Here is a 19,264-nt window from a genome sequence, read left to right as displayed (position 1 = left end):
ATAAATGAGCCTCGATTATTAAACTAATTAAAAGGAATGTATAGATACAAAATGCATAAAATTGCATTTTATTTGGGTAATAATTGAATTTTTATTCATCAGCCTGATTTAGAACAAGCAGATGACCTGCTTCAGACTGGCTATAGCTTACCGAAAACAAAACAGCCCGCACAAGTGCGGGCTGCTGCTTCTAGCCATTGGGAACCGGGTGTTAAACGAAATTTAGCTAAGCTTCTCTTTAATACGTGCTGCCTTACCGGTACGACCACGCTGGTAGTACAGTTTGGCGCGACGTACGTCACCACGGCGTTTAACAGTGATACTGTCTACTTGCTTACTGTGGGTCTGGAATACGCGCTCAACACCCTCACCACTGGAGAGTTTACGTACGGTAAATGCGCTGTGCAGGCCACGGTTACGCTTGGCGATTACAACGCCTTCGAAAGCCTGCAGACGCTCGCGGTTACCTTCAACCACTTTCACCTGGACGACAACTGTGTCACCAGGAGCAAAGTGAGGAAGGTCCTGCTTCATCTGTTCTTGCTCAAGTTGCTGGATAATTTTGTTCATATCTTTAATCCTAGAATAAACTGAATCACTCTACTGTTTGCTGTCGTTTTCACTTACAAACTCGGCAAGCAATTTAGCTTGCTCGTCAGTCAGAGCTAGGTTTTCCAATAGTTCCGGTCGTCGCAGCCAAGTTCGCCCTAAAGCTTGCTTTAGCCGCCAACGGCGGATAGCTTCATGATTGCCACTCAGTAATACTGAAGGCACCTTTTCGCCTTCAAGCACTTCCGGGCGTGTGTAATGGGGACAATCCAGCAAACCATCTGTAAAAGAGTCTTGCTCTGCAGATGCCTGCTTTCCCAATACACCGGGCACTAATCGCGCCACTGCGTCAATCAGGGTCATGGCTGGCAGTTCACCGCCACTGAGCACGTAATCGCCGACGGACCATTCTTGATCCACTTCGGACTGAATCACACGTTCATCAATCCCTTCATAACGTCCCGCTACCAAGACCAGTTTTTCCTGGCCTGCCAGTTCCTGGACACCTTGCTGATCCAGCTTGCGTCCCTGGGGTGAAAGATAAATGACTTTCGCCCCGTCACCAGCAGCCTGCTTGGCGGCTTGAATTGCATCGCGTAATGGCTGCACCATCATCAGCATTCCGGGGCCACCACCGTAAGGGCGGTCATCCACCGTTCTGTGCTTATCATGGGTGAAATCTCTTGGATTCCACGTTTGCAGCTCAATTAAGCTGTTCTTGATAGCCTTGCCCGTGACTCCATGCTCGCTGATCGCTTGAAACATCTCGGGAAACAAAGTCACCACACCAAACCACATGGGGGTTACTCCTCTCTGATTAAAAACCAGGGTCCCAATCTACTTCGATCTGCTTTTCTGCAAGATCCACGTGCTTAATAACTTGGCCATCCAGAAACGGAATTAACCGCTCCTGTTTACCGAATGCATCTTTAACGTTTGCCTTTACCTGCAACACGTCATTTGAACCGGTTTCCATCAAGCCAGTCACCACACCCAGGTCATAGCCTTTGTCGGTGACTACCTTCATACCGATTAAATCGCGCCAGTAGAACTCATCTTCCGGCAACTCTGGCAACTGCTCTGAAGGGATGGAGATATCCAGTCCTATCAAGGCTTCTGCCTGAGTACGATCATCGATCGATTCAAACTTAACAATGAGCCCATTATTATGGCGACGCCATTGGCTCACAGACAGTTGCTTGCCTGTCTGCTGGTCACCCAACTTCCAGGGAGACAATTCGAAGATATCTTCGGCATTGTCAGTAAAGGAGTGAATCTTTAGCCAACCTTTGATGCCGTATGCGGCACCCAGACGGCCCAGAATCACATTTTCCTGCGCCTCTGACACGGCTCACTCCTCTCGTTGGTTTAATTAAGCTGCAGCTTTAGCTGCGTCTTTAACCAACTGTGCAACACGGTCAGACAGGGTCGCGCCCTGATCAGTCCAGTGTTTAACACGCTCAAGATCCAAGCGAAGACGCTCGGCTTGGCCGCGTGCTACAGGATTGAAGAAACCGATCTTCTCAATGAAACGGCCGTCACGAGCGCGACGGCTGTCGGCTACGACAACCTGATAAAATGGACGCTTTTTAGCGCCACCACGTTGTAAACGAATGGTTACCATACGTTCCTCTTTACCCAATTTGGCGGTTCCAGACACCCCAAAAAAGCATGGGGCGGGCTAGAAGCGCGCTAATTCTACGCAGAATCTGTGGAATTGCAACCAAAACAGCGGATAAAAATTGTTCAGCACGGCAGTGCTAACAAGGCATTGTGAGTGGATGGGATTCAGTGGTTCAGCAAAAACAAAAAAGGAGCCAACAGGCTCCTTTTTCGATAGATAACAATTTAGCCGTTAGCGGCGCGGCATCTTCATACCCGGTGGCATCATGCCGCCCATGCTTCGCATCATCTTGGCCATACCGCCACCCTTCATTTTCTTCATCATCTTCTGCATTTGGGTGAACTGCTTGAGCAGCTTGTTCACATCCTGCACCTGCGTACCCGATCCCATAGCGATACGGCGCTTACGGGAACCTTTGATGATATCAGGACGCTGACGTTCTCCCGGAGTCATAGAGTTGATAATCGCTTCCATCCGCACGGTCAGCTTGTCATCCATCTGACCTTTAACCGCATCGGGCAGGTTCGACATACCAGGCAGCTTATCCAGCAACCCCATCATGCCGCCCATATTCTTCATCTGTTGAAGCTGCTCGCGGAAGTCTTCAAGGTCAAAGCCCTGCCCCTTCTGCACCTTCTTGGCAAACTTAGCCGCTTTCTCGCGGTCGACGTTCTGCTCAATGTCTTCAATCAGAGACAAAACGTCGCCCATGCCGAGGATGCGGCCAGCTAGGCGATCAGGATGGAACGGCTCAAGAGCATCGGTTTTTTCACCGATACCCAAGAATTTAATGGGCTTGCCTGTGATATGGCGAATAGAGAGTGCCGCACCACCGCGCGCATCACCATCTGTCTTAGTCAGGATCACACCGGTCAGTGGCAGAGCACTGTCGAAGGCTTTAGCTGTATTTGCCGCATCCTGACCCGTCATGGCATCTACCACAAACAGGGTTTCGACTGGATTAACCGCAGCATGGAGGGCTTTAATCTCGTCCATCATCTCGTCATCGACGTGAAGACGACCAGCAGTATCCACCAGCAGTACATCAAAGAACTGCTTTTTGGCGTGCTCAATAGCGCCCGAAACAATATCGACCGGCTTTTGATCTGCACTGCTAGGGAAAAACTCAACGCCAATATCATTGGCCAGGGTTTCAAGCTGTTTGATGGCGGCTGGACGATAGACGTCGGCACTCACCACCATCACTTTTTTCTTTTCTTTCTCTTTCAGGAACTTGGATAACTTACCAACACTGGTTGTCTTACCCGCACCCTGCAGGCCCGCCATCATGACCACCGCGGGTGGCTGCGCATTCAGCGCCAGCGCCTCATTTCGCTCACCCATGGCAGCTTCCAGCTCAGAGCGAACGATCTTAATAAAGACCTGACCAGGGCTTAGGCTCTTGGTAACTTCGACACCAACCGCGCGCTCTTTGACCTTAGAGATAAACTCCCGGACCACCGGCAGCGCAACGTCAGCCTCCAACAGCGCCATCCGCACTTCGCGCAGCGTGTCTTTGATGTTGTCTTCAGTCAGTCGTCCACGGCCGCTGATATTTTTCAGCGTTTTGGAGAGGCGTTCACTAAGGTTCTCAAACATGTTCCATAAGGCCTGAAAGTAAAGATAAGTTGCGCATTATAACGAAACCTCGCGCCGAAGGTAGCACCACACTATTGGCAGTGTGAGTTCTCGCGGTATACTCCAACTTTGGATAGATATATTTCAATAAGATACGGCATAAGTTCTAATTTGCGCCGTACTATTAATTAACACTGAGATCGCCCTTTATGCATTCTGCCTCTGGCTATCTGGCTGTCGCCACTATTCTGGTCTACCTGCTCCTCGCGGGTTGGATTGGTTGGCGCCTGAAAAAAGGTATTCTGCCGCAAAAAAGCGGCATCATGCTGGTTGCAATATTTGCATTGGGTCTGCACCTGCTTACTCTGGCGTTTGATCTTTTAAGGCCAGATGGCGGTCAGAACCTCAGCATCATGAATATTGCTTCAGTATCGGGATGGGCAATCAGCCTGATGCTGACCCTGCTTTATGTAAAGAAGCCGCTGCAAGTGCTGCTGCCTTTTACCTACGCCTTTACTGCAATAGTGATACTGACTGACTTAGTAAGTAGCGACACTTATTTTACCCACTTAGAGGCGCACCCCAGCCTGATAATTCATATTTCGCTGTCGCTACTTTCTTATGCAGTACTTAATATCGCCGCATTGATGGCAATACTTCTGGCAGTGATAAACCGTCAGCTAAAAGAGAAGAAGAAGTTTGCGCTCAGTCCAGTACTCCCACCATTGATGACGGTAGAAAAGCAGATATTCAATCTGATTTTGGTCGGCACTGTACTGCTCTCCTTCGCCTTAGCGACCGGTATATTTTTCCTCGATAACTTTTTTGGTAGCGGCAAAGCACACAAAGCGATCCTCAGCGCTATTGCGTGGGCGATATACACCGTCGTACTGATTCAGCACTACAGAGTTGGCGTTAGAGGGCGTTGGCTAGTCACTTCCACAGTGGTGGGGGCAGTCCTGCTTACACTGGGCTATTTTGGCTCCCGTTTTGTAAGAGAAATCATACTTGCGTAATTTTTACCGCCATTTAGCTAATTTTCAGATAAGATAGGCTCTCAATAGGTAACAAAGGACTCCCTCGTTGGACGAGATTTCGACGAGTGCCCTGTTCATAACACTGGGCATACTGATTCTGATTTCCGCTTTCTTCTCCAGTAGTGAAACTGGAATGATGTCGATAAACCCCTATCGACTGCGGCATCTGGTTAAGAAAAAACACGGTGCGGCCAAGCGGGTTCACAAGTTATTAGAACGCCCCGACCGCCTCATCGGCGTGATCCTGATTGGCAATAATCTGGTTAATATTCTTGCATCAGCCATTGCTACCATCATCGGCCTTCGCCTATATGGTGATATCGGCGTTGCAATTGCCACTGGTGTCTTAACACTTGTCATTCTGCTATTTGCGGAGGTAACCCCTAAGACGCTAGCTGCAATGTATCCTGAACGGATCGCTTTTCCGGCTTCCTTCTTATTGAGATTCCTCCTAAAAGTCATGTACCCGGCAGTATGGTTGGTAAATGCCATCAGTAATGGGTTACTGGCCATACTGAGAGTAAACCCCAACAAACGGGATAACGGCCACCTAAGCTCAGACGAACTGCGCACTGTGGTGAATGAAGCTGGCGCGCTTATTCCCCGTCGGCACCAGGATATGTTGCTTTCGATACTGGATCTGGAAAAGGTGACCGTTGAAGACATCATGGTCCCTCGAAGCGATATCATCGGCATCGATATCAATGATGACTGGAAGCGCATCGTTAAACAGTTAACTCAGGGGCAGCACACCATGTTGTTGCTCTACCGCGACAACATTGATGATGCCATCGGTTTTGTCCATGCCCGGGATGCTCTCAGGCTGCTAACCCGAAACCAATTCAACAAATCGACCTTGATCCGTGCTGCGCGCGAACTCTATTTTATTCCCGAAGGCACGCCACTAAACGTTCAGTTATTGAAATTCCAGCGTAACAAAGAGCGTATCGGCTTGGTTGTTGACGAATATGGTGACATTCAAGGCTTGGTGACGCTGGAAGATATTCTTGAAGAGATTGTCGGCGACTTTACCACCACAGATGCACCGTCACCCAGTGAAGAAGTGCACGCACAACAGGACGGCTCCTACGTGGTTGACGGAAGTGCCAATATTCGTGACGTAAATAAGGAAATGGGATGGCGCTTTCCCACGGATGGTCCAAAAACTCTCAATGGTCTGATCATTGAGTATATGGAAGAGATCCCCTCCGAAGGGATCAGCCTACGACTAGCCGGTTATCCTATCGAAGTGCTAGAGGTGAAAGACAATATGGTGCGCTCTGCGCGCGTAATGCCAAGCCTTTATACACCACCTGATGAAGCATAATTAGAAAGCCCGTTAAGGGCTTTTTAATTATCTGAAACCTGATTAACCCAAATCAGATCTTCAGTATTAAACCCTTGGGCCTCAGCTTCTGTCACAAACTGGCTCTTGAGCTCTTCACTCACCTCAGGCGTTCTTGCCAAAAGCCAAAGGTACTTATGATTGTTGCCAGCGACAAAAGTGTATTGGTATTCGACTTTATCAAGACCAAAAATGATATAAGCCCCGTAAAACGGGCCAAAGAAACTGACTTTTAGAAAGCCTTCGTCGGGCGCATTAACGGTATACGCCCTGCCCTCTGCTTCTTTCCACTCATTTTCGTAGATACTGTAACCGCGATTAATCACTCGAATACCGCCATCTTCGCGCGAGGAGTATTCCGCGGTCACCTGCTCCATTCCCTGTTCAAACGAGTTGTCTAAACGCGCGATCTCAAACCATTTGCCCTGATATCTTTGAAAATCGACCCCCGTTACCGGAGTGATCCCTTCCGGTACCGAAACACAGGCAACCATCATCGATGCAAAGATCAGAACCAAAAATTGGCGTTTTTCTACCCCGAAAAAGCGTGTCATAACCTACCCAAAGAACAATCGGTACAGCCAGCTGCTATCCAGCTCATCCTTGCAGCTTTTGTACTGAGAAGAGTACTTGGAAGCCCGATTAGCTACTTTCCGCGACGTTTTCATCAACCAGGCTTTTTTCTTATAGGTACCTCGGCGATACCCACCCCATCCCTCATGATAGTTGAGGTACTGAGCATAAGCGTCCCATTTTGAGATGCCGTTTACTTTATGGGTTTTAGTGATGAACCATCCCATAAAGTCGATGGCATCACCGAAATCTTCCCGGTCAGCCCCTGAGTTTCCGGTCTCTCTGACGTAATCACTCCAGGTCGGAGTTTTGGCCTGTGAATAGCCGTAGGCACTACTGACACGCCCCCAGGGGATAAAGCCCAGCAGGTATTTACGTGGTGGAGCAGCATCATGACGAAAAGAGCTTTCCTGGTACATCATTGCCATTGGCACCTGAATCGGCACCCCCCACTTATCATTCATATCACTTGCTGCGTCATACCAATCGCGTTTTTCACGAAAGATCTCACACAGGTTTTCTGGATTGGAAGGAGGAGAAGTTGCACAGCCTGAGAGGGTAAGTAATGCCAAAGAAAAAATAAAAACTCTCATTACGTTCTACAGCGCCTAAACAAAGAATGAACCCAGTGTAACCAGTTGCTGTCGAGCAATCGACCGCATTTATGTGTACTTTTCCAGAAATATAATGAACTTGCCCACGTTTTTGGGCTCAAAGGTTAGGAGTGGCAAATGCTGCTCAATGAATTATCCCTGGGTTTGGAGCTATCGCCTGATAGCTCTTTTTTTTTGCCTGAATCCCAGTAACCCCTTTGCAAGACACCTCTCCCCTACTAGCATGTCGCCATGTCTATCGAAACACTCTCTCTATTTGTCGCGGTATCGCTAGGGCTGCTTTTGGTCCCGGGGCCACTGGTCATGCTTACTATTGATACGGCTTGCAAGTATCGGACAGCTGGCGCGCTTTGGTTAGCTCTGGGCAGCGCAACGTCAGGATTGCTCAAAGCCATCGCAGCTATGGCTGGTGTAGCAAGCTTACTTACAATGTTTCCTATCGCCTTGACTCTTTTACAAGCGATTGGCGCAGTTTATTTACTTTGGTTGGCGCTACAGATTTTCAGAGAGTTTTCGAACAGCCCCCAGCTCAACGGAGAGCTCTCTGATGAACTGAAGCAACTGCCTGTTAAACTGCTTTTTGTCAGAGGGCTCACTACCGCGCTGGCAAATCCCAAGGGCATCTTGTTCTTCGCCGCCCTTTTTCCTCAATTTATTAATGCTAACGACTCACTTTGGCAACAATCTCTGGTACTTATGGCGATATTCAGCTCGCTTGAACTGATCGTAATGCTTGCGTATGCCGCTATCACCACGCGAGTCAGCACTGCGTTTTCGGGAAATAGGGCTTGGTTTGACGTCGTAAGATGGGTGACACCACTGGTGTTGATCTCAGCCAGTGGTGCGATGTGGTGGGATATATGGAACAGCTACTGAACTATTTAAGCTCGCAGGCTTCGTCAGTTACCTTCCAAATAACAGGCTCCCAATATTTGTTCGTTTTCGAGTAACGTTTGTCTTTTATGAACTCAGCAGCAAGGTGATATCGTTTATTTGGCTCAACCTTAACTTCTATGGTTTTTGAGGTGCCACGGTTACGGCCAGCTCTCAGCCTATGGTCATTGATCTGCTCATACACTTTGACTTGATATATCCCTGGCTCCAAAACATAAAAGCCCTTAGAGGTCACATTTTTGTCATTCAGACGATCAATAGTCACACGATGCAAGTCCTGAGTGGCTGGAGGGTTTGCAAAGCTGGAAATACGGCCACATGCTTTAGAAGGCTCAGCAACTACCGAAAACGCAATGGGAAGTAAGCAGCTTAAAGCCAAGGCTCGCCTTATCATCTTGATATATCTCATTAACCTGTACCTCCCATAACCACTATGACGGCAAAGCAATATTAGGTGGCAGAAAAGTACTCTTCCAAATACACTTCAAACGGCTCTGCATCCGCCATTTCTATATCTCTTTGCGCTTTCAAACTTTCAATCGAACTATTGTCAAGAAACTGCTGTGTATAAACAGCCAGGCTTGAGCCATGTAAAGACCTTTTATGCTGCTTGGCTAACTCCATAGACAGGCAACCATTGTCCAATGAATCATCCTTCATTCTGGCAATCAGTCTGGCGGATGGCGTTAACTCGGGATCAACCACTTTGCATCGTTGATGAACCAGCGCCGCAGAATAGTCACTACTGTTGTAGGCCTGGTCTAACAGTTTAGCCACCGCTTCCATCTCGGACAGCAGGCTTGAAGCATAGTTCCTAAGCCCAACCTTCTCACCATTGATCTCTAACTGTGCTTTAGGATCTCGACCATACAATACAGTGGTGGTGATGTTTCTCCCGGACTCAGTTAATCCATCAGCATAAAGTTCTGGACTATCCGATAACAAACAATAGACCAGCAGGATATCCAAAAAGCGGATCTCCTCAGCACTTACACCCGTGGCATGGAATGGATTAACATCAAGCGCTCGAACTTCAATATATTCAATACCACCACGCAGAAGAGCTTCGCTGGGCTTCTCTCCGCTGTTCGCCACACGTTTGGGCCGAATGGGGGCGTAAAGTTCGTTCTCAATCTGCAGAAGATTGTCATTCAGCTGTTTGTATTCCCCATCCACTTTTACCCCAATTTCAGCAAAGCGAGGCTCAGGTGAATGCAGGGCGCGTTGCACACTTTCCACGTAACCTGGCAGCGAGTTGTAATCAATCTGCAACCGGGCCTGAGCCTTATTGGTATAACCCAGGTCACTCATGCGTAAAGAGGTGGCATACGGCAAATAGTAGGTACCTTTGCCCATTCTTCGGAAAGGCAGTGGCGAGCGCTTTTGCTCCAAAAACGAGCCACACAATGCAGGTGAAGCACCAAACAGGTAGGGTATCAACCAGCCAAGGCGGCGATAGTTGCGAATCAGCGCCAAATAACCATCAGATTTAACCTGCTCAATCGAACTATCTTTGCCCTGCCACTGAGCCCAATGCTGCCAAAACGCCTCAGGAAATGAGAAGTTGAAATGCACTCCGGCAATCACCTGCATGACACTGCCATACCTATGGTGCAGGCCCTTTCGATAGAGCGTCTTCATCTTACCGACATTCGAGCTACCATATTCTGCGATACGGATCTCCGCTTCATCATCCACAAAACATGGCATGCTTGCTGGCCACAATAACTCGTCCCCCATCTGCTGATATGCAAAGCGGTGCAAGTCGGCCAACTGCTCGAGAGTTTCATCAACATTGCTACTTACCGGCGTAATGAACTCTAAGAGTGGTTCAGCAAAATCTGTCGTAATCAGCGGGTGTGTTAACGCCGAACCCAAACCTTCAGGATGTTTTTTTGTAGAAAGTCGTCCATCGGGGGTAATTCTTAAACTTTCTTTCTCGAGTCCGTGTTGTAGTCCAAACAGCAACTCCGGCTTAGCAGAAAGTAATGAGAGGTGGCGTTGAAATTGTGCTGTCAATTTTAAGTCCTTGCCGGGACAGGCATTATCGGCGAAGCATAAACGGTAACTGGGCCAGCGTCTACGCTGACCCTCGATAGAAACAATGGTTTGGAGGGCTAGGGAGCGAGTGCAATTCCTTCAATCGGTAAGCCCATCGCGGTGAGCTGCGGTAATATCTGTTGCGCGTCGCCCACAATCAAAATCTGCATATCATCAGGCGAAAGCCATTGTTGCGCGAGAGTATCCAGCTCTTGTTTCGACACCTCAGCCACGATATGACCTTGCGAGGTAGCAAAATCTTTCGTTAAACCGTAGGTCTGCATCTGGCGCAGGAATCCCGCTTTCTGAGAGGGTGTTTCGTAGCTAAGCGCTTCACTCTGCGAGACCGACTGACGCAAGAATGTTAACTCCTCTTTTGTCACGCCATTGGCGCTGTAATTGGCAAGCTCTCTCAGTATCTCAGTCAGCGCGGCTCCCGTGACATCTTTACGCACTGAAGTACTAACAACAAACCGCCCCAATGTTTTTCCTCCTGAAAACGATGAGCGCGCGCCATAGGTGAAACCCTTCTCTTCTCGCAAATTCATATTGATACGCGAGTTAAATGCTCCTCCCAGAGGGAAGTTCATCAGTCCAGCCTTAAAGTAGTCGCCAGTGGCATCGTAGGGCATTGCACGGCGCACCACTCGGATCGCTGACTGCGCAGCGCCTGGCAGGTCAACAATATAAATGGTGGGCTCTAAGTAATCAGGAAACTCCTGGTAGCTTGGGAAAGTGACAGATTCCCCTTTCCAATCAGCCAGGAACTGAAGTTTTGGTAACCATGCTTTGCGATCCATGTCGCCTACAACCACCAGCTGTGCCTCTGCCGATGAATAATGATTGGCATAGAAAGCCTTGACGTCGTCTAACGTGATCGACTGAACACTGGCGAGTGTACCTCTGTCTGGCAGTCCGATTCTCTGATCACCATACAGCAGTTGCAGTTGGGCACGACTTGCCAATGCCCCAGGATCCTTATTGGCCTGAGCCAGTGACTGCAATGCCTGCGTTTTCAGCCGATCGAAATCCGCTTGATCAAACTTGGGAGAGAATAGCTTTTCCTCAAGTAGCGCCAGCGTGGCATCCAGGTTTTCACTTAAGCTGGATACAGCTATTTCAGTAAACCGCCCGCTGGCGCGAGCGCTAATTCTGCTGCCGAGCAGCTCAAGCGCCAATGCCATCTCTTCAGCGCTGCGCTGTGTTGTTGACTCGTTGAGCATGGCCGCCGTAAAACTTGCTAATCCCGCTTTGTCTTTGGGATCTAGCAGCGGACCACCTTCAATACTTAATAGCAAGGTGACTGTAGGAGTTTCATCGACCTGGCTCCCCACCACTTCGATACCATTGGTCAACGCGCTGTGCCAGGACTCTGGCACTTTCACTACTGGCGATGGACCAGCCTCAGGCACCTGGTAACGATCGAATGTCTCAGTCACGAGGCGCATACTCAATTGCGACTCATCAAGCTCAGGGTATTCGGGCAGTTGGCGCTCAGGCAGAGAGAAATTATCTGGAGCCGCAATAAGCTGTCCCTGCCCATGGGGCACAATGCTCATAACAACCGCAGGTTTGTCTTTGATGTACTTCTTGTAAACACGCTCGACATCTTCCTTGGTGACAGCGCGATATCGCTCAAGGTCCCGCGCGATCTGGTTTGGCGATTCAGCAAAAGTCTCGTTAAATGCAAGAGTAGAAACCTTACCAGAGACACTCTGCAGTCCAAAAATGGTGGACGCTTCAAACTGTACCTGAACCTTCTTCAGATCATCTTCAGTGACACCACGACGTTCAAAATCTGCAATCGCATCACGCAATACTTTTTCCAGATCCGTCAATGAAGGCATCTTTTCTGGATTAGCAAGTGCATAAAGGTTGAAGCTGCATGCGAGTTCCTGACAGGGGTGACTGACCCCAGCTTGCACCGCATACCCTTGCTTGACCAGGTGCTGGTAAAAGAGCGAGTTTTTTCCACCGCCAAGGATCTCAGCCAACAGGTCCAGGGGGGCTTCGTCAGCGTGGCGGCCATAAACTGTCGGAAACGAGAGGTATATCAGAGGCAGATGTACACGATCTTCCATGCTGATGTATCTGGTCTCGGGCAGCGTCACCAGTGTTTTTGGTGTGTTGTTTACCTCAGGGCCAGCACTGATGGGGCCAAAGTACTTGTTTACCCAGGCAAGTGTTTGCTCAACGTCAATATCGCCACCTATGGTCAAGGTGGCATTGTTTGGCCCGTACCACCTGAGAAAGAAAGCCTTGAGGTCATTTACATTAACCCTGTCCAGGTCTTCAACGTAACCTATGGTAGGCCAGGAATAGGGGTGACCAACCGGGTAAAGTGCTTCACTGACCCTCTCATATAACAAGCCATAAGGTGCATTGTCATACCGCTGAGCACGTTCGTTTTTTACGGTGTCTCGCTGCACTTCGAATTTTTGTTGCGTGACAGCTTCCAGCAAAAAGCCCATACGATCAGATTCAAGCCAAAGCACTTTCTCTAACTGATTCGCAGGCACTGTCTGATAGTAGTTGGTGCGATCGGAGTTGGTGGTGCCATTTAATGAGCCGCCGGCTTCAGAGATGATGCGGAAGTGTTGCTCATCAGCCACATGTTTCGAGCCTTGAAACATCATATGCTCAAAGAAATGAGCAAACCCTGACTTTCCAACCTCTTCCCGAGCAGAGCCAACATGATAAGTCACATCTACATGGACAATAGGGTCCGAGCTATCTTGGTGAAGTAAGACAGTTAAACCATTATCAAGTTTGTACTTGGTATATGGCAGTACTGGGTCACCGTTATCATCCTGAGTCTTTGTGACCGACTCAATCAGCGTAAAACCCTCTGGTGTGGCGTTGCTGTCAACGGGCTGAGAACAAGCCGTTACAGTCAGAATAAAGAAGAGCAGAAATATCGAACGAGATAGGTAACCCATGAAGAGACCCTTTAAGGAGGCAATCGGCTTATTATGCTTGTGGCCAGCGGAGCCGCAAGTCATGATTAAATTTACTAACAATTTAGACTAGTTAGTTTTATGTCGGCTATATCCAAGGTGAGGCCAGTAACAGCACAATCAAGTAGCGTAGCGCTTTTCCCAGAGTGATATACAAACAGACTGGCAACCATGATAAGCGCAACCACCCCGCCAACAAGCAGAGGCCATCGCCAACCAATGGCAACCAACTCATCACCAACACAGGCGAACCATGACGTTGCAGACGGTTGTGCCATCTAAGCTGCCAATTCTTAGTGGGCTTTGGTGGACGCGCTTTCGCGACCCAGCGCCCCATGGCTACAGTAACGATGGCGCCCAGGCTGTTTCCCAGCGTTGCGGCCAAAAAAAGCTGATATGCCGCATACTCACTATTGAGATATAGCCCGACAAGTATTGCTTCAGAGCCGCCAGGAAGAAGAGTTGCCGCTGCAAAGCTGGCGATAAAGAGAGTCCAAAGCGCCATCAGCTGTGCTTGAGGTTCTCTGGTACCGTCAAGACAACCTTACCTTTGACGCCTCCCTGCTCCAGCATTCGATGGGCATCAGCCGCTTTTTCAAGTTCAAACTCAGCGTCAATGTGAACTTTAAGCTTGCCCTCTGCTAGTTGGTCTACTAACTGTTTGAGCACCTTGGTGTCTTGTTGCACCAGCATACCCGTAACATGACATCCCCTTTTATCCCCAGCTTCAATCATGGCATCAGCAGTCACCGTCGGCAGGGTAACTACGTCGGTACCACAGGGAAGTTCTGCAATCAGCGATAACCCTACATCACCACCGACACAATCAATCACAAGTGAAGCTTCTGCAGCCGCTCTAACCTGCCAGTCTGGTTGTTGATAATCGATACAATGAGTCGCTCCCAGCGCAGACAACCAAGCGTGATTCTCACTACGAGAAATCGATGTGACCTCTACTCCCATCTTTACAGCCAGTTGAACAACCAGATGGCCGACGCCACCTCCAGCACCAAGCACAACTACCTGCTCTCCCGTTCGAAGTTCACCAAACCGAGACAAAGCCTGATATGCGGTCAGACCTGCCAGAGGCAAGGCCGCAGCCTGTCTCAATTCAACGCCTTCGGGAATCGTTACCAGGTTTTCCAGATCGGTAGTCACGATATTGGCGTAACCGCCGCCCTGAAAAGGAAAGCCAATCAAACCACATACATACTGACCACTGCCTCGTCCTTCAGCATCAAGTAATTCACCTGCGACATCATAACCCGGGCACCAAGGCAGCTTGTCAGCGTTTTCCTTTGCAGCCCAGCCTATGCCTGCGCGTGTTTTAAGATCGATCGGATTAATACTGGCGTAATAGACAGCAACCTGAGGCTCTTCAGATTGCCAGCTCGAGGCACTTTTAATCAAAACGTCGGGTGAACCGAACTCGGTGATCTTCACTTGTGTGGCTTCAATTTGCATGGGTTCCTGCACTTAACTCAAAGGCGAAATCTACTGAAATTGGGTGGCTTTAAGATATCGCGTTAGAATACGCTCAAATCGGTTTTGAATTTTATATGAGTAATATGTCGCGTTCATTTGTCTCTGTCTATCAGTCCGTACCGTTTTGGCAAAAAGTGCTGATAGGTTTTGTTCTGGGGGCTGCTGTTGGCCTATTGGTGCCATCATTTGCCGTTCACCTCAAGCCTATGGGGGACCTGTTTATCAACGCGATACGGATGTTGGTTGTGCCATTGGTTTTCTGCTCTTTGGTCATGGCGATCACTTCACTGGGTGTCGATAAACCTTTAGGCAAGATAGGCATTAAGACGGTGGGCCTGTTCTTGCTGACAGCCATAATTGCGAGTGCTCTGGGCCTGTTTATTGGCAGTTTGATGAATTTTAGTGCCGACCTTTCCTTGGCTACATCGCCAGTCAGAGAGCGTGACATCCCGCCGGTAGCTCAAGTGCTTATCGATATGGTGCCACGCAACCCTATTGCTGCCATGGCTGAAGGTAACATTCTGCAGGTGGTTCTGTTTGCCGTGTTGGTAGGTGTCGCCATCAACCAGGTAGGAGAAAAGGCCAAGCCCGTGAAAACTTTCCTGCATAGCGGTGCGGAAGTTATGTACCAGATCACGCGTTTGGTCTTAGCGTTGACGCCATATGGGGTATTTGGGCTTATCGCCTGGATGCTGGGTAGTTTTGGCCTTGAGTCACTATTGCCGTTGGCTAAGTTTGTGCTTGCGATCTACATAGCCTGCTTAATTCACATAGTGTTTGTATATGGCGGCATAGTGAAGCTATTTGGCGGTATTAAAGTAACTGAATTCTTTAAAGCCGTTTTTCCCGCTCAACTGGTAGCCTACGCCAGTGCCAGCAGCTACGGTACACTTCCGGTCAGCACGCGATGCACAACAGAAGGCTTGGGTGTATCAAGGCAATACGCCAGTTTTGTCTTGCCTATGGGCGCAACCATCAATATGGATGGTTGCGGTGGGATCTATCCAGCCATTGCCGCCATTTTTATCGCTCAGTTATACGGTATCGACCTGAGCCTGCTCGACTACGGAATTATCATGGCCACCGCCACATTGGCTTCGATAGGTACGGCAGGTGTTCCCGGCACTGCAATGGTGATGTTAACCGTAACTCTGAATGCCGTCGGTTTGCCACTCGAAGGCATCGCCTTTGTCGCGGCCATTGACCGCATCATAGATATGATGAGAACAGCAACGAATGTCACGGGTGATATGATGGTGTCTCGCGTACTTGGCTACAGGGAAGGATTGCTGGCGACAGAGCCTGAAGCCGAAGTGCAATTAACGCCCGAAAACGCTAAAGCCTAGCTTGATATAGCAACCAGCCTAACTAGATAAACAGAGGACTAAAGATGGCGCGCATGTTTTTGATCCCGATAATTCTCTGCTTGGTGTGGGTGATATTTCTTCGTGCCAATGGCATTCCACTAGCCAAAGGTAAACAGGGCTTTATCTATATCGCTATCGGTTCAGCTGTACTTTGCGCCTTCCTGACACTGATGCTTTGGATTACACGGCCCTGACCCTTAAACTTCTCTGGCAACAGACACAAAAAAGCGAGCTATCACAGCTCGCTTTTTTGTGTCTGTTGAGGTCGCTTAGTTAACCAGCGCCAGCAGGACACCGGCAGCCACCGCAGAGCCCAGTACACCAGCAACGTTTGGCCCCATAGCATGCATCAGCAGGAAGTTATGCGGGTTAGCTTGCAGACCTACTTTATTCACGACACGTGCAGCCATAGGTACAGCTGATACGCCTGCAGCACCAATCAATGGATTTACTTTACCGCCTGACAGACGATGCATCAGTTTACCCATCAGTACGCCCGACGCGGTGCCGATAGAGAACGCAACCGCACCCAGAACCAGAATCCCCAGCGTCTCTACGGTCAGGAAAGATTCTGCAGATAGCTTAGAACCTACAGCCAGCCCCAACATGATAGTAACGATATTGATAATTTCATTCTGAGCCGCTTTCGACAGTCGGTCTACCACACCACACTCGCGCATCAGGTTACCCAGGCAGAACATACCAACAAGAGGCGTCGCCGCAGGTAAGAACAGGATAGCCATCAGCAATACGATCAGAGGAAATAGAATTTTCTCTTTTCTGCTAACTGGGCGAAGCTGTTCCATTGTGACCTGACGCTCTTCTTCTGTCGTCAATGCTTTCATAATTGGCGGCTGAATAATCGGAACCAATGCCATGTAGCTGTATGCAGCCACCGCGATAGCTCCCAGCAGTTCAGGTGCCAAGCGACTTGCCACGAAGATAGCCGTCGGACCATCAGCGCCACCGATAATCGAAATCGCCGCAGCATCTGCCAGAGTAAACTCAAAGCCAGGGACAGCATTCAGTGCAATCGCACCAAACAGCGTGGCGAAGATACCAAACTGGGCTGCCGCACCTAAGAACAACGTCTTAGGGTTAGCAATCAGGGAGCCAAAGTCAGTAAGGGCACCCACTCCCATAAAAATGAGTAGCGGAAAAATACCGGTTTTCACGCCCACTTCGAAGATGTAGTAGAGCAACCCACCCGGCTCGGTAAAGCCGCCCATGGGGATGTTTGCCAGTACGCAACCAAAACCGATCGGTACCAACAACAAAGGCTCAAACTTACGGACGATTGCCAGATAGAGCAGCAAACACCCCACGGCAATCATCACCAGTTGGCTTGGATTAAAATTGGCAATACCAGTGTCTTGCCAAAGGATCTGTAAACCTTCCATTAACTATCCCTATCAGGCCAAACTAAGCAGCGCGTCGCCAACGGCTACTGAGTCACCTTCTTTCACATGGACATCAGCCACGGTGCCACTCTTGCTGGCACGGACTTCAGTTTCCATCTTCATCGCCTCAAGAATAACGACCACATCACCTTCATTCACTTGTTGGCCGGCAGCCACATTTACCTTGAAGATGTTTCCTGCCAGTGGCGCTGGCAATGCCTCACCACCAGTAGCAGCAGGGGCCGCAGCAGGAGCACTTGCGCCAGCTGATGGAGCGATACTTGTCAGAGCACCGTCAGGAGCAACTTCTACCTGATAGACTTTACCGTCTACACGTACGCTGTATGCCTCTGCACCGCCTTTCGTTGGCGCAGCAGTTGGCGCCGCTGCCGCAGGTGCAGGTTCAGAGCCTGGGGCTGGTTCGAACGCGTCAGGGTTACCGCGGTTTTTAAGGAACTTAAGGCCAATTTGAGGGAACAGAGCGTAAGTCAGTACGTCATCAACTTTGGCATCTGCTAGTGCGATACCATCGTCTTTCGCCAGTCCATCCAGCTCGGTGGATAGCTTGTCCAGCTCCGCTTCCAGCAGATCTGCTGGGCGGCAGGTGATGGCCTCACCACCTTCTAACACACGCGCTTGAAGCTCTGCATTGACCGGCGCTGGAGCCGCACCATACTCACCTTTGAGAACACCCGCAGTTTCTTTAGCGATGTTCTTATAACGTTCACCGGTCAGCACGTTCAATACAGCCTGTGTACCAACAATTTGGGACGTTGGCGTCACCAGAGGAATGTACCCCAAGTCTTCGCGTACGCGAGGGATCTCTTTAAGCACATCGTCCAACTTATCAGCAGCGCCCTGCTCTTTCAGTTGGTTTTCCATGTTAGTCAGCATGCCACCTGGGACCTGAGCCAGCAGAATGCGGGCATCGATACCTTTCAGACTTCCTTCAAACTTGGCGTACTTCTTACGCACGTCACGGAAGTAAGCTGCAATCTCTTCCATACCGGAGAGGTCGATACCAGTATCACGATCTGTACCTTCCACGATAGAAACAATAGTTTCTGTCGGGCTATGGCCGTAAGTCATACTCATCGATGAGATGGCAGTATCGAGAATATCAATACCAGCATCGATCGCTTTCATATGCGTTGCTAGGCTAAGACCTGTGGTTGCGTGGCAGTGCAGTGCCAAAGGCAGATCCAGCTCTTCTTTAAGGCGACCAATCAGCTCTTCAGCTTCATATGGTTTCAGCAGACCAGCCATATCTTTGATACAGATAGAGTGACAACCAAGGTCCTGCAGACGTTTACCCATATCCAGCCAGGTATCCAGGGTATGAACCGGGCTAGTGGTGTAGGAAATTGTACCCTGAGCATGAGCGCCCACATCTACAGCCGCTTTTACTGCGGTCTGGAAGTTACGCACATCATTCATCGCATCGAAGATACGGAAAACGTCCATACCATTGGCATGGGCGCGTTCAACGAACTTGGTCACAACATCATCAGCATAATGACGATAACCAAGCAGGTTCTGGCCACGCAGCAGCATCTGCTGCTTGGTGTTTGGCATCGCTTTTTTCAGTGCACGCAGACGCTCCCACGGGTCTTCCCCCAAGAAACGGATGCAGGCATCAAATGTCGCGCCACCCCATGATTCAATTGACCAGTACCCGACCTTATCCAACTTCTCGGCAATGGGCAGCATATCTTCTATACGCAGACGCGTAGCCAAAAGAGATTGGTGGGCGTCGCGAAGCACCACATCGGTGATAGCTAGTGGCTTTTTCATACAGGAT

19 protein-coding genes are annotated in these 19,264 nt (G+C 49.4%); 5 read left to right on the top strand and 14 right to left on the bottom strand.

All coding sequences use genetic code 11. The annotated features are described in order from the left end of the window. Nucleotides 1–222: 222 nt before the first annotated feature. The 5 genes from rplS to ffh all read right to left on the bottom strand — a co-directional run bounded on the left by rplS (nucleotide 223) and on the right by ffh (nucleotide 3,772). Complete coding sequence (rplS, locus tag ABEA14_RS14435; protein ID WP_345340739.1) at nucleotides 223–570, bottom strand: 50S ribosomal protein L19; 348 nt, start codon at nucleotides 568–570, stop codon at nucleotides 223–225. Nucleotides 571–600: 30 nt separating this feature from the next. Further along, nucleotides 601–1,347 (bottom strand): tRNA (guanosine(37)-N1)-methyltransferase TrmD, encoded by a 747-nt coding sequence (gene trmD / locus ABEA14_RS14430; protein WP_345340738.1) that lies wholly within the window; start codon nucleotides 1,345–1,347, stop codon nucleotides 601–603. Nucleotides 1,348–1,366: 19 nt separating this feature from the next. Beyond that, nucleotides 1,367–1,897, bottom strand: a complete 531-nt coding sequence (gene rimM, locus ABEA14_RS14425; protein ID WP_345340737.1) for a ribosome maturation factor RimM — start codon at nucleotides 1,895–1,897, stop codon at nucleotides 1,367–1,369. 24 nt (nucleotides 1,898–1,921) lie between these two features. Then, a complete protein-coding gene (rpsP, locus tag ABEA14_RS14420; RefSeq protein ID WP_345340736.1) occupies nucleotides 1,922–2,173 on the bottom strand; it encodes a 30S ribosomal protein S16 in 252 nt (83 codons plus the stop codon). 231 nt (nucleotides 2,174–2,404) lie between these two features. Next, entirely contained in the window at nucleotides 2,405–3,772 is a 1,368-nt protein-coding gene (gene ffh / locus ABEA14_RS14415) for a signal recognition particle protein (protein ID WP_345340735.1), read from the bottom strand. Between the two features lie 188 nt (nucleotides 3,773–3,960). Here ffh and ABEA14_RS14410 point away from each other — a divergent pair, with 188 nt between their 5' ends. Both ABEA14_RS14410 and ABEA14_RS14405 read left to right on the top strand, forming a co-directional pair. Further along, nucleotides 3,961–4,767, top strand: coding sequence for a cytochrome C assembly family protein (locus tag ABEA14_RS14410; RefSeq protein ID WP_345340734.1), 807 nt, complete (start codon nucleotides 3,961–3,963; stop codon nucleotides 4,765–4,767). 67 nt (nucleotides 4,768–4,834) lie between these two features. Next, nucleotides 4,835–6,115: an HlyC/CorC family transporter gene (locus ABEA14_RS14405; RefSeq protein ID WP_345340733.1), complete on the top strand. Its 1,281-nt coding sequence runs from the start codon at nucleotides 4,835–4,837 to the stop codon at nucleotides 6,113–6,115. A 23-nt stretch (nucleotides 6,116–6,138) separates the two neighbouring features. Here the strand turns inward: ABEA14_RS14405 and ABEA14_RS14400 are convergent, their stop codons facing one another. Both ABEA14_RS14400 and ABEA14_RS14395 read right to left on the bottom strand, forming a co-directional pair. Continuing rightward, nucleotides 6,139–6,687 (bottom strand): lipocalin family protein, encoded by a 549-nt coding sequence (locus ABEA14_RS14400; RefSeq protein WP_345340731.1) that lies wholly within the window; start codon nucleotides 6,685–6,687, stop codon nucleotides 6,139–6,141. Between the two features lie 3 nt (nucleotides 6,688–6,690). Further along, entirely contained in the window at nucleotides 6,691–7,299 is a 609-nt protein-coding gene (locus ABEA14_RS14395; RefSeq protein ID WP_345340730.1) for a transglycosylase SLT domain-containing protein, read from the bottom strand. 252 nt (nucleotides 7,300–7,551) lie between these two features. Between ABEA14_RS14395 and ABEA14_RS14390 the strand changes: the two genes are divergently transcribed. Further along, nucleotides 7,552–8,196, top strand: a complete 645-nt coding sequence (locus ABEA14_RS14390; protein WP_345340729.1) for a LysE family translocator — start codon at nucleotides 7,552–7,554, stop codon at nucleotides 8,194–8,196. A gap of 1 nt (nucleotide 8,197) precedes the next feature. Here ABEA14_RS14390 and ABEA14_RS14385 read toward each other — a convergent pair whose 3' ends face one another. From ABEA14_RS14385 to ABEA14_RS14365, 5 genes are all read right to left on the bottom strand, one after another. Next, the gene (locus ABEA14_RS14385; RefSeq protein ID WP_345340728.1) at nucleotides 8,198–8,623 is read right to left on the bottom strand and encodes a hypothetical protein; all 426 of its coding nucleotides are present in this window, start codon (nucleotides 8,621–8,623) and stop codon (nucleotides 8,198–8,200) included. A gap of 41 nt (nucleotides 8,624–8,664) precedes the next feature. Continuing rightward, complete coding sequence (gshA, locus tag ABEA14_RS14380; protein WP_345340727.1) at nucleotides 8,665–10,233, bottom strand: glutamate--cysteine ligase; 1,569 nt, start codon at nucleotides 10,231–10,233, stop codon at nucleotides 8,665–8,667. A 98-nt stretch (nucleotides 10,234–10,331) separates the two neighbouring features. Further along, on the bottom strand, nucleotides 10,332–13,193 hold the full coding sequence (locus ABEA14_RS14375) for a M16 family metallopeptidase (protein WP_345340726.1): 2,862 nt from the start codon (nucleotides 13,191–13,193) through the stop codon (nucleotides 10,332–10,334). A gap of 106 nt (nucleotides 13,194–13,299) precedes the next feature. Then, nucleotides 13,300–13,716 carry a YqaA family protein gene (locus tag ABEA14_RS14370; RefSeq protein WP_345340725.1) on the bottom strand — a complete coding sequence of 139 codons (417 nt, stop codon included), beginning with the start codon at nucleotides 13,714–13,716 and terminating at the stop codon, nucleotides 13,300–13,302. After that, the gene (locus ABEA14_RS14365) at nucleotides 13,716–14,675 is read right to left on the bottom strand and encodes an NADP-dependent oxidoreductase (protein ID WP_345340724.1); all 960 of its coding nucleotides are present in this window, start codon (nucleotides 14,673–14,675) and stop codon (nucleotides 13,716–13,718) included. The genes ABEA14_RS14370 and ABEA14_RS14365 overlap by 1 nt, the downstream gene beginning before the upstream one ends. Before the next feature lie 104 nt (nucleotides 14,676–14,779). On the opposite strand from ABEA14_RS14365, the gene ABEA14_RS14360 reads away from it, so the two are divergent. Together ABEA14_RS14360 and ABEA14_RS14355 are read left to right on the top strand one after the other, a co-directional pair. Further along, a complete protein-coding gene (locus tag ABEA14_RS14360; RefSeq protein ID WP_345340723.1) occupies nucleotides 14,780–16,042 on the top strand; it encodes a dicarboxylate/amino acid:cation symporter in 1,263 nt (420 codons plus the stop codon). Nucleotides 16,043–16,086: 44 nt separating this feature from the next. Next, a complete protein-coding gene (locus ABEA14_RS14355; protein ID WP_345340722.1) occupies nucleotides 16,087–16,257 on the top strand; it encodes a hypothetical protein in 171 nt (56 codons plus the stop codon). Between the two features lie 75 nt (nucleotides 16,258–16,332). Here the strand turns inward: ABEA14_RS14355 and ABEA14_RS14350 are convergent, their stop codons facing one another. Further along, nucleotides 16,333–17,463, bottom strand: coding sequence for a sodium ion-translocating decarboxylase subunit beta (locus ABEA14_RS14350; protein ID WP_345340721.1), 1,131 nt, complete (start codon nucleotides 17,461–17,463; stop codon nucleotides 16,333–16,335). Between the two features lie 12 nt (nucleotides 17,464–17,475). Further along, entirely contained in the window at nucleotides 17,476–19,257 is a 1,782-nt protein-coding gene (oadA, locus tag ABEA14_RS14345) for a sodium-extruding oxaloacetate decarboxylase subunit alpha (protein ID WP_345340720.1), read from the bottom strand. Nucleotides 19,258–19,264 lie beyond the last annotated feature (7 nt).

This window comes from Corallincola platygyrae (genome assembly GCF_039544265.1).
In the GTDB taxonomy this organism is placed as follows: Bacteria; Pseudomonadota; Gammaproteobacteria; order Enterobacterales; family Neiellaceae; genus Corallincola; species Corallincola platygyrae.
Note: the sequence above shows the minus strand (reverse complement) of the source record. Positions and strands in the feature narration are given on the sequence as shown.

What these genes read in the sequence shown, in the direction of transcription:
- rplS (WP_345340739.1), bottom strand. Translation starts at nt 570, where the DNA reads ATGAACAAAATTATCCAGCAACTTGAGCAAGAACAGATGAAGCAGGAC.
- trmD (WP_345340738.1), bottom strand. Translation starts at nt 1,347, where the DNA reads ATGTGGTTTGGTGTGGTGACTTTGTTTCCCGAGATGTTTCAAGCGATC.
- rpsP (WP_345340736.1), bottom strand. Translation starts at nt 2,173, where the DNA reads ATGGTAACCATTCGTTTACAACGTGGTGGCGCTAAAAAGCGTCCATTT.
- ffh (WP_345340735.1), bottom strand. Translation starts at nt 3,772, where the DNA reads ATGTTTGAGAACCTTAGTGAACGCCTCTCCAAAACGCTGAAAAATATC.
- ABEA14_RS14410 (WP_345340734.1), top strand. Translation starts at nt 3,961, where the DNA reads ATGCATTCTGCCTCTGGCTATCTGGCTGTCGCCACTATTCTGGTCTAC.
- ABEA14_RS14400 (WP_345340731.1), bottom strand. Translation starts at nt 6,687, where the DNA reads ATGACACGCTTTTTCGGGGTAGAAAAACGCCAATTTTTGGTTCTGATC.
- ABEA14_RS14395 (WP_345340730.1), bottom strand. Translation starts at nt 7,299, where the DNA reads ATGAGAGTTTTTATTTTTTCTTTGGCATTACTTACCCTCTCAGGCTGT.
- ABEA14_RS14390 (WP_345340729.1), top strand. Translation starts at nt 7,552, where the DNA reads ATGTCTATCGAAACACTCTCTCTATTTGTCGCGGTATCGCTAGGGCTG.
- ABEA14_RS14385 (WP_345340728.1), bottom strand. Translation starts at nt 8,623, where the DNA reads ATGAGATATATCAAGATGATAAGGCGAGCCTTGGCTTTAAGCTGCTTA.
- ABEA14_RS14375 (WP_345340726.1), bottom strand. Translation starts at nt 13,193, where the DNA reads ATGGGTTACCTATCTCGTTCGATATTTCTGCTCTTCTTTATTCTGACT.
- ABEA14_RS14370 (WP_345340725.1), bottom strand. Translation starts at nt 13,716, where the DNA reads ATGGCGCTTTGGACTCTCTTTATCGCCAGCTTTGCAGCGGCAACTCTT.
- ABEA14_RS14365 (WP_345340724.1), bottom strand. Translation starts at nt 14,675, where the DNA reads ATGCAAATTGAAGCCACACAAGTGAAGATCACCGAGTTCGGTTCACCC.
- ABEA14_RS14360 (WP_345340723.1), top strand. Translation starts at nt 14,780, where the DNA reads ATGTCGCGTTCATTTGTCTCTGTCTATCAGTCCGTACCGTTTTGGCAA.
- ABEA14_RS14355 (WP_345340722.1), top strand. Translation starts at nt 16,087, where the DNA reads ATGGCGCGCATGTTTTTGATCCCGATAATTCTCTGCTTGGTGTGGGTG.
- ABEA14_RS14350 (WP_345340721.1), bottom strand. Translation starts at nt 17,463, where the DNA reads ATGGAAGGTTTACAGATCCTTTGGCAAGACACTGGTATTGCCAATTTT.
- oadA (WP_345340720.1), bottom strand. Translation starts at nt 19,257, where the DNA reads ATGAAAAAGCCACTAGCTATCACCGATGTGGTGCTTCGCGACGCCCAC.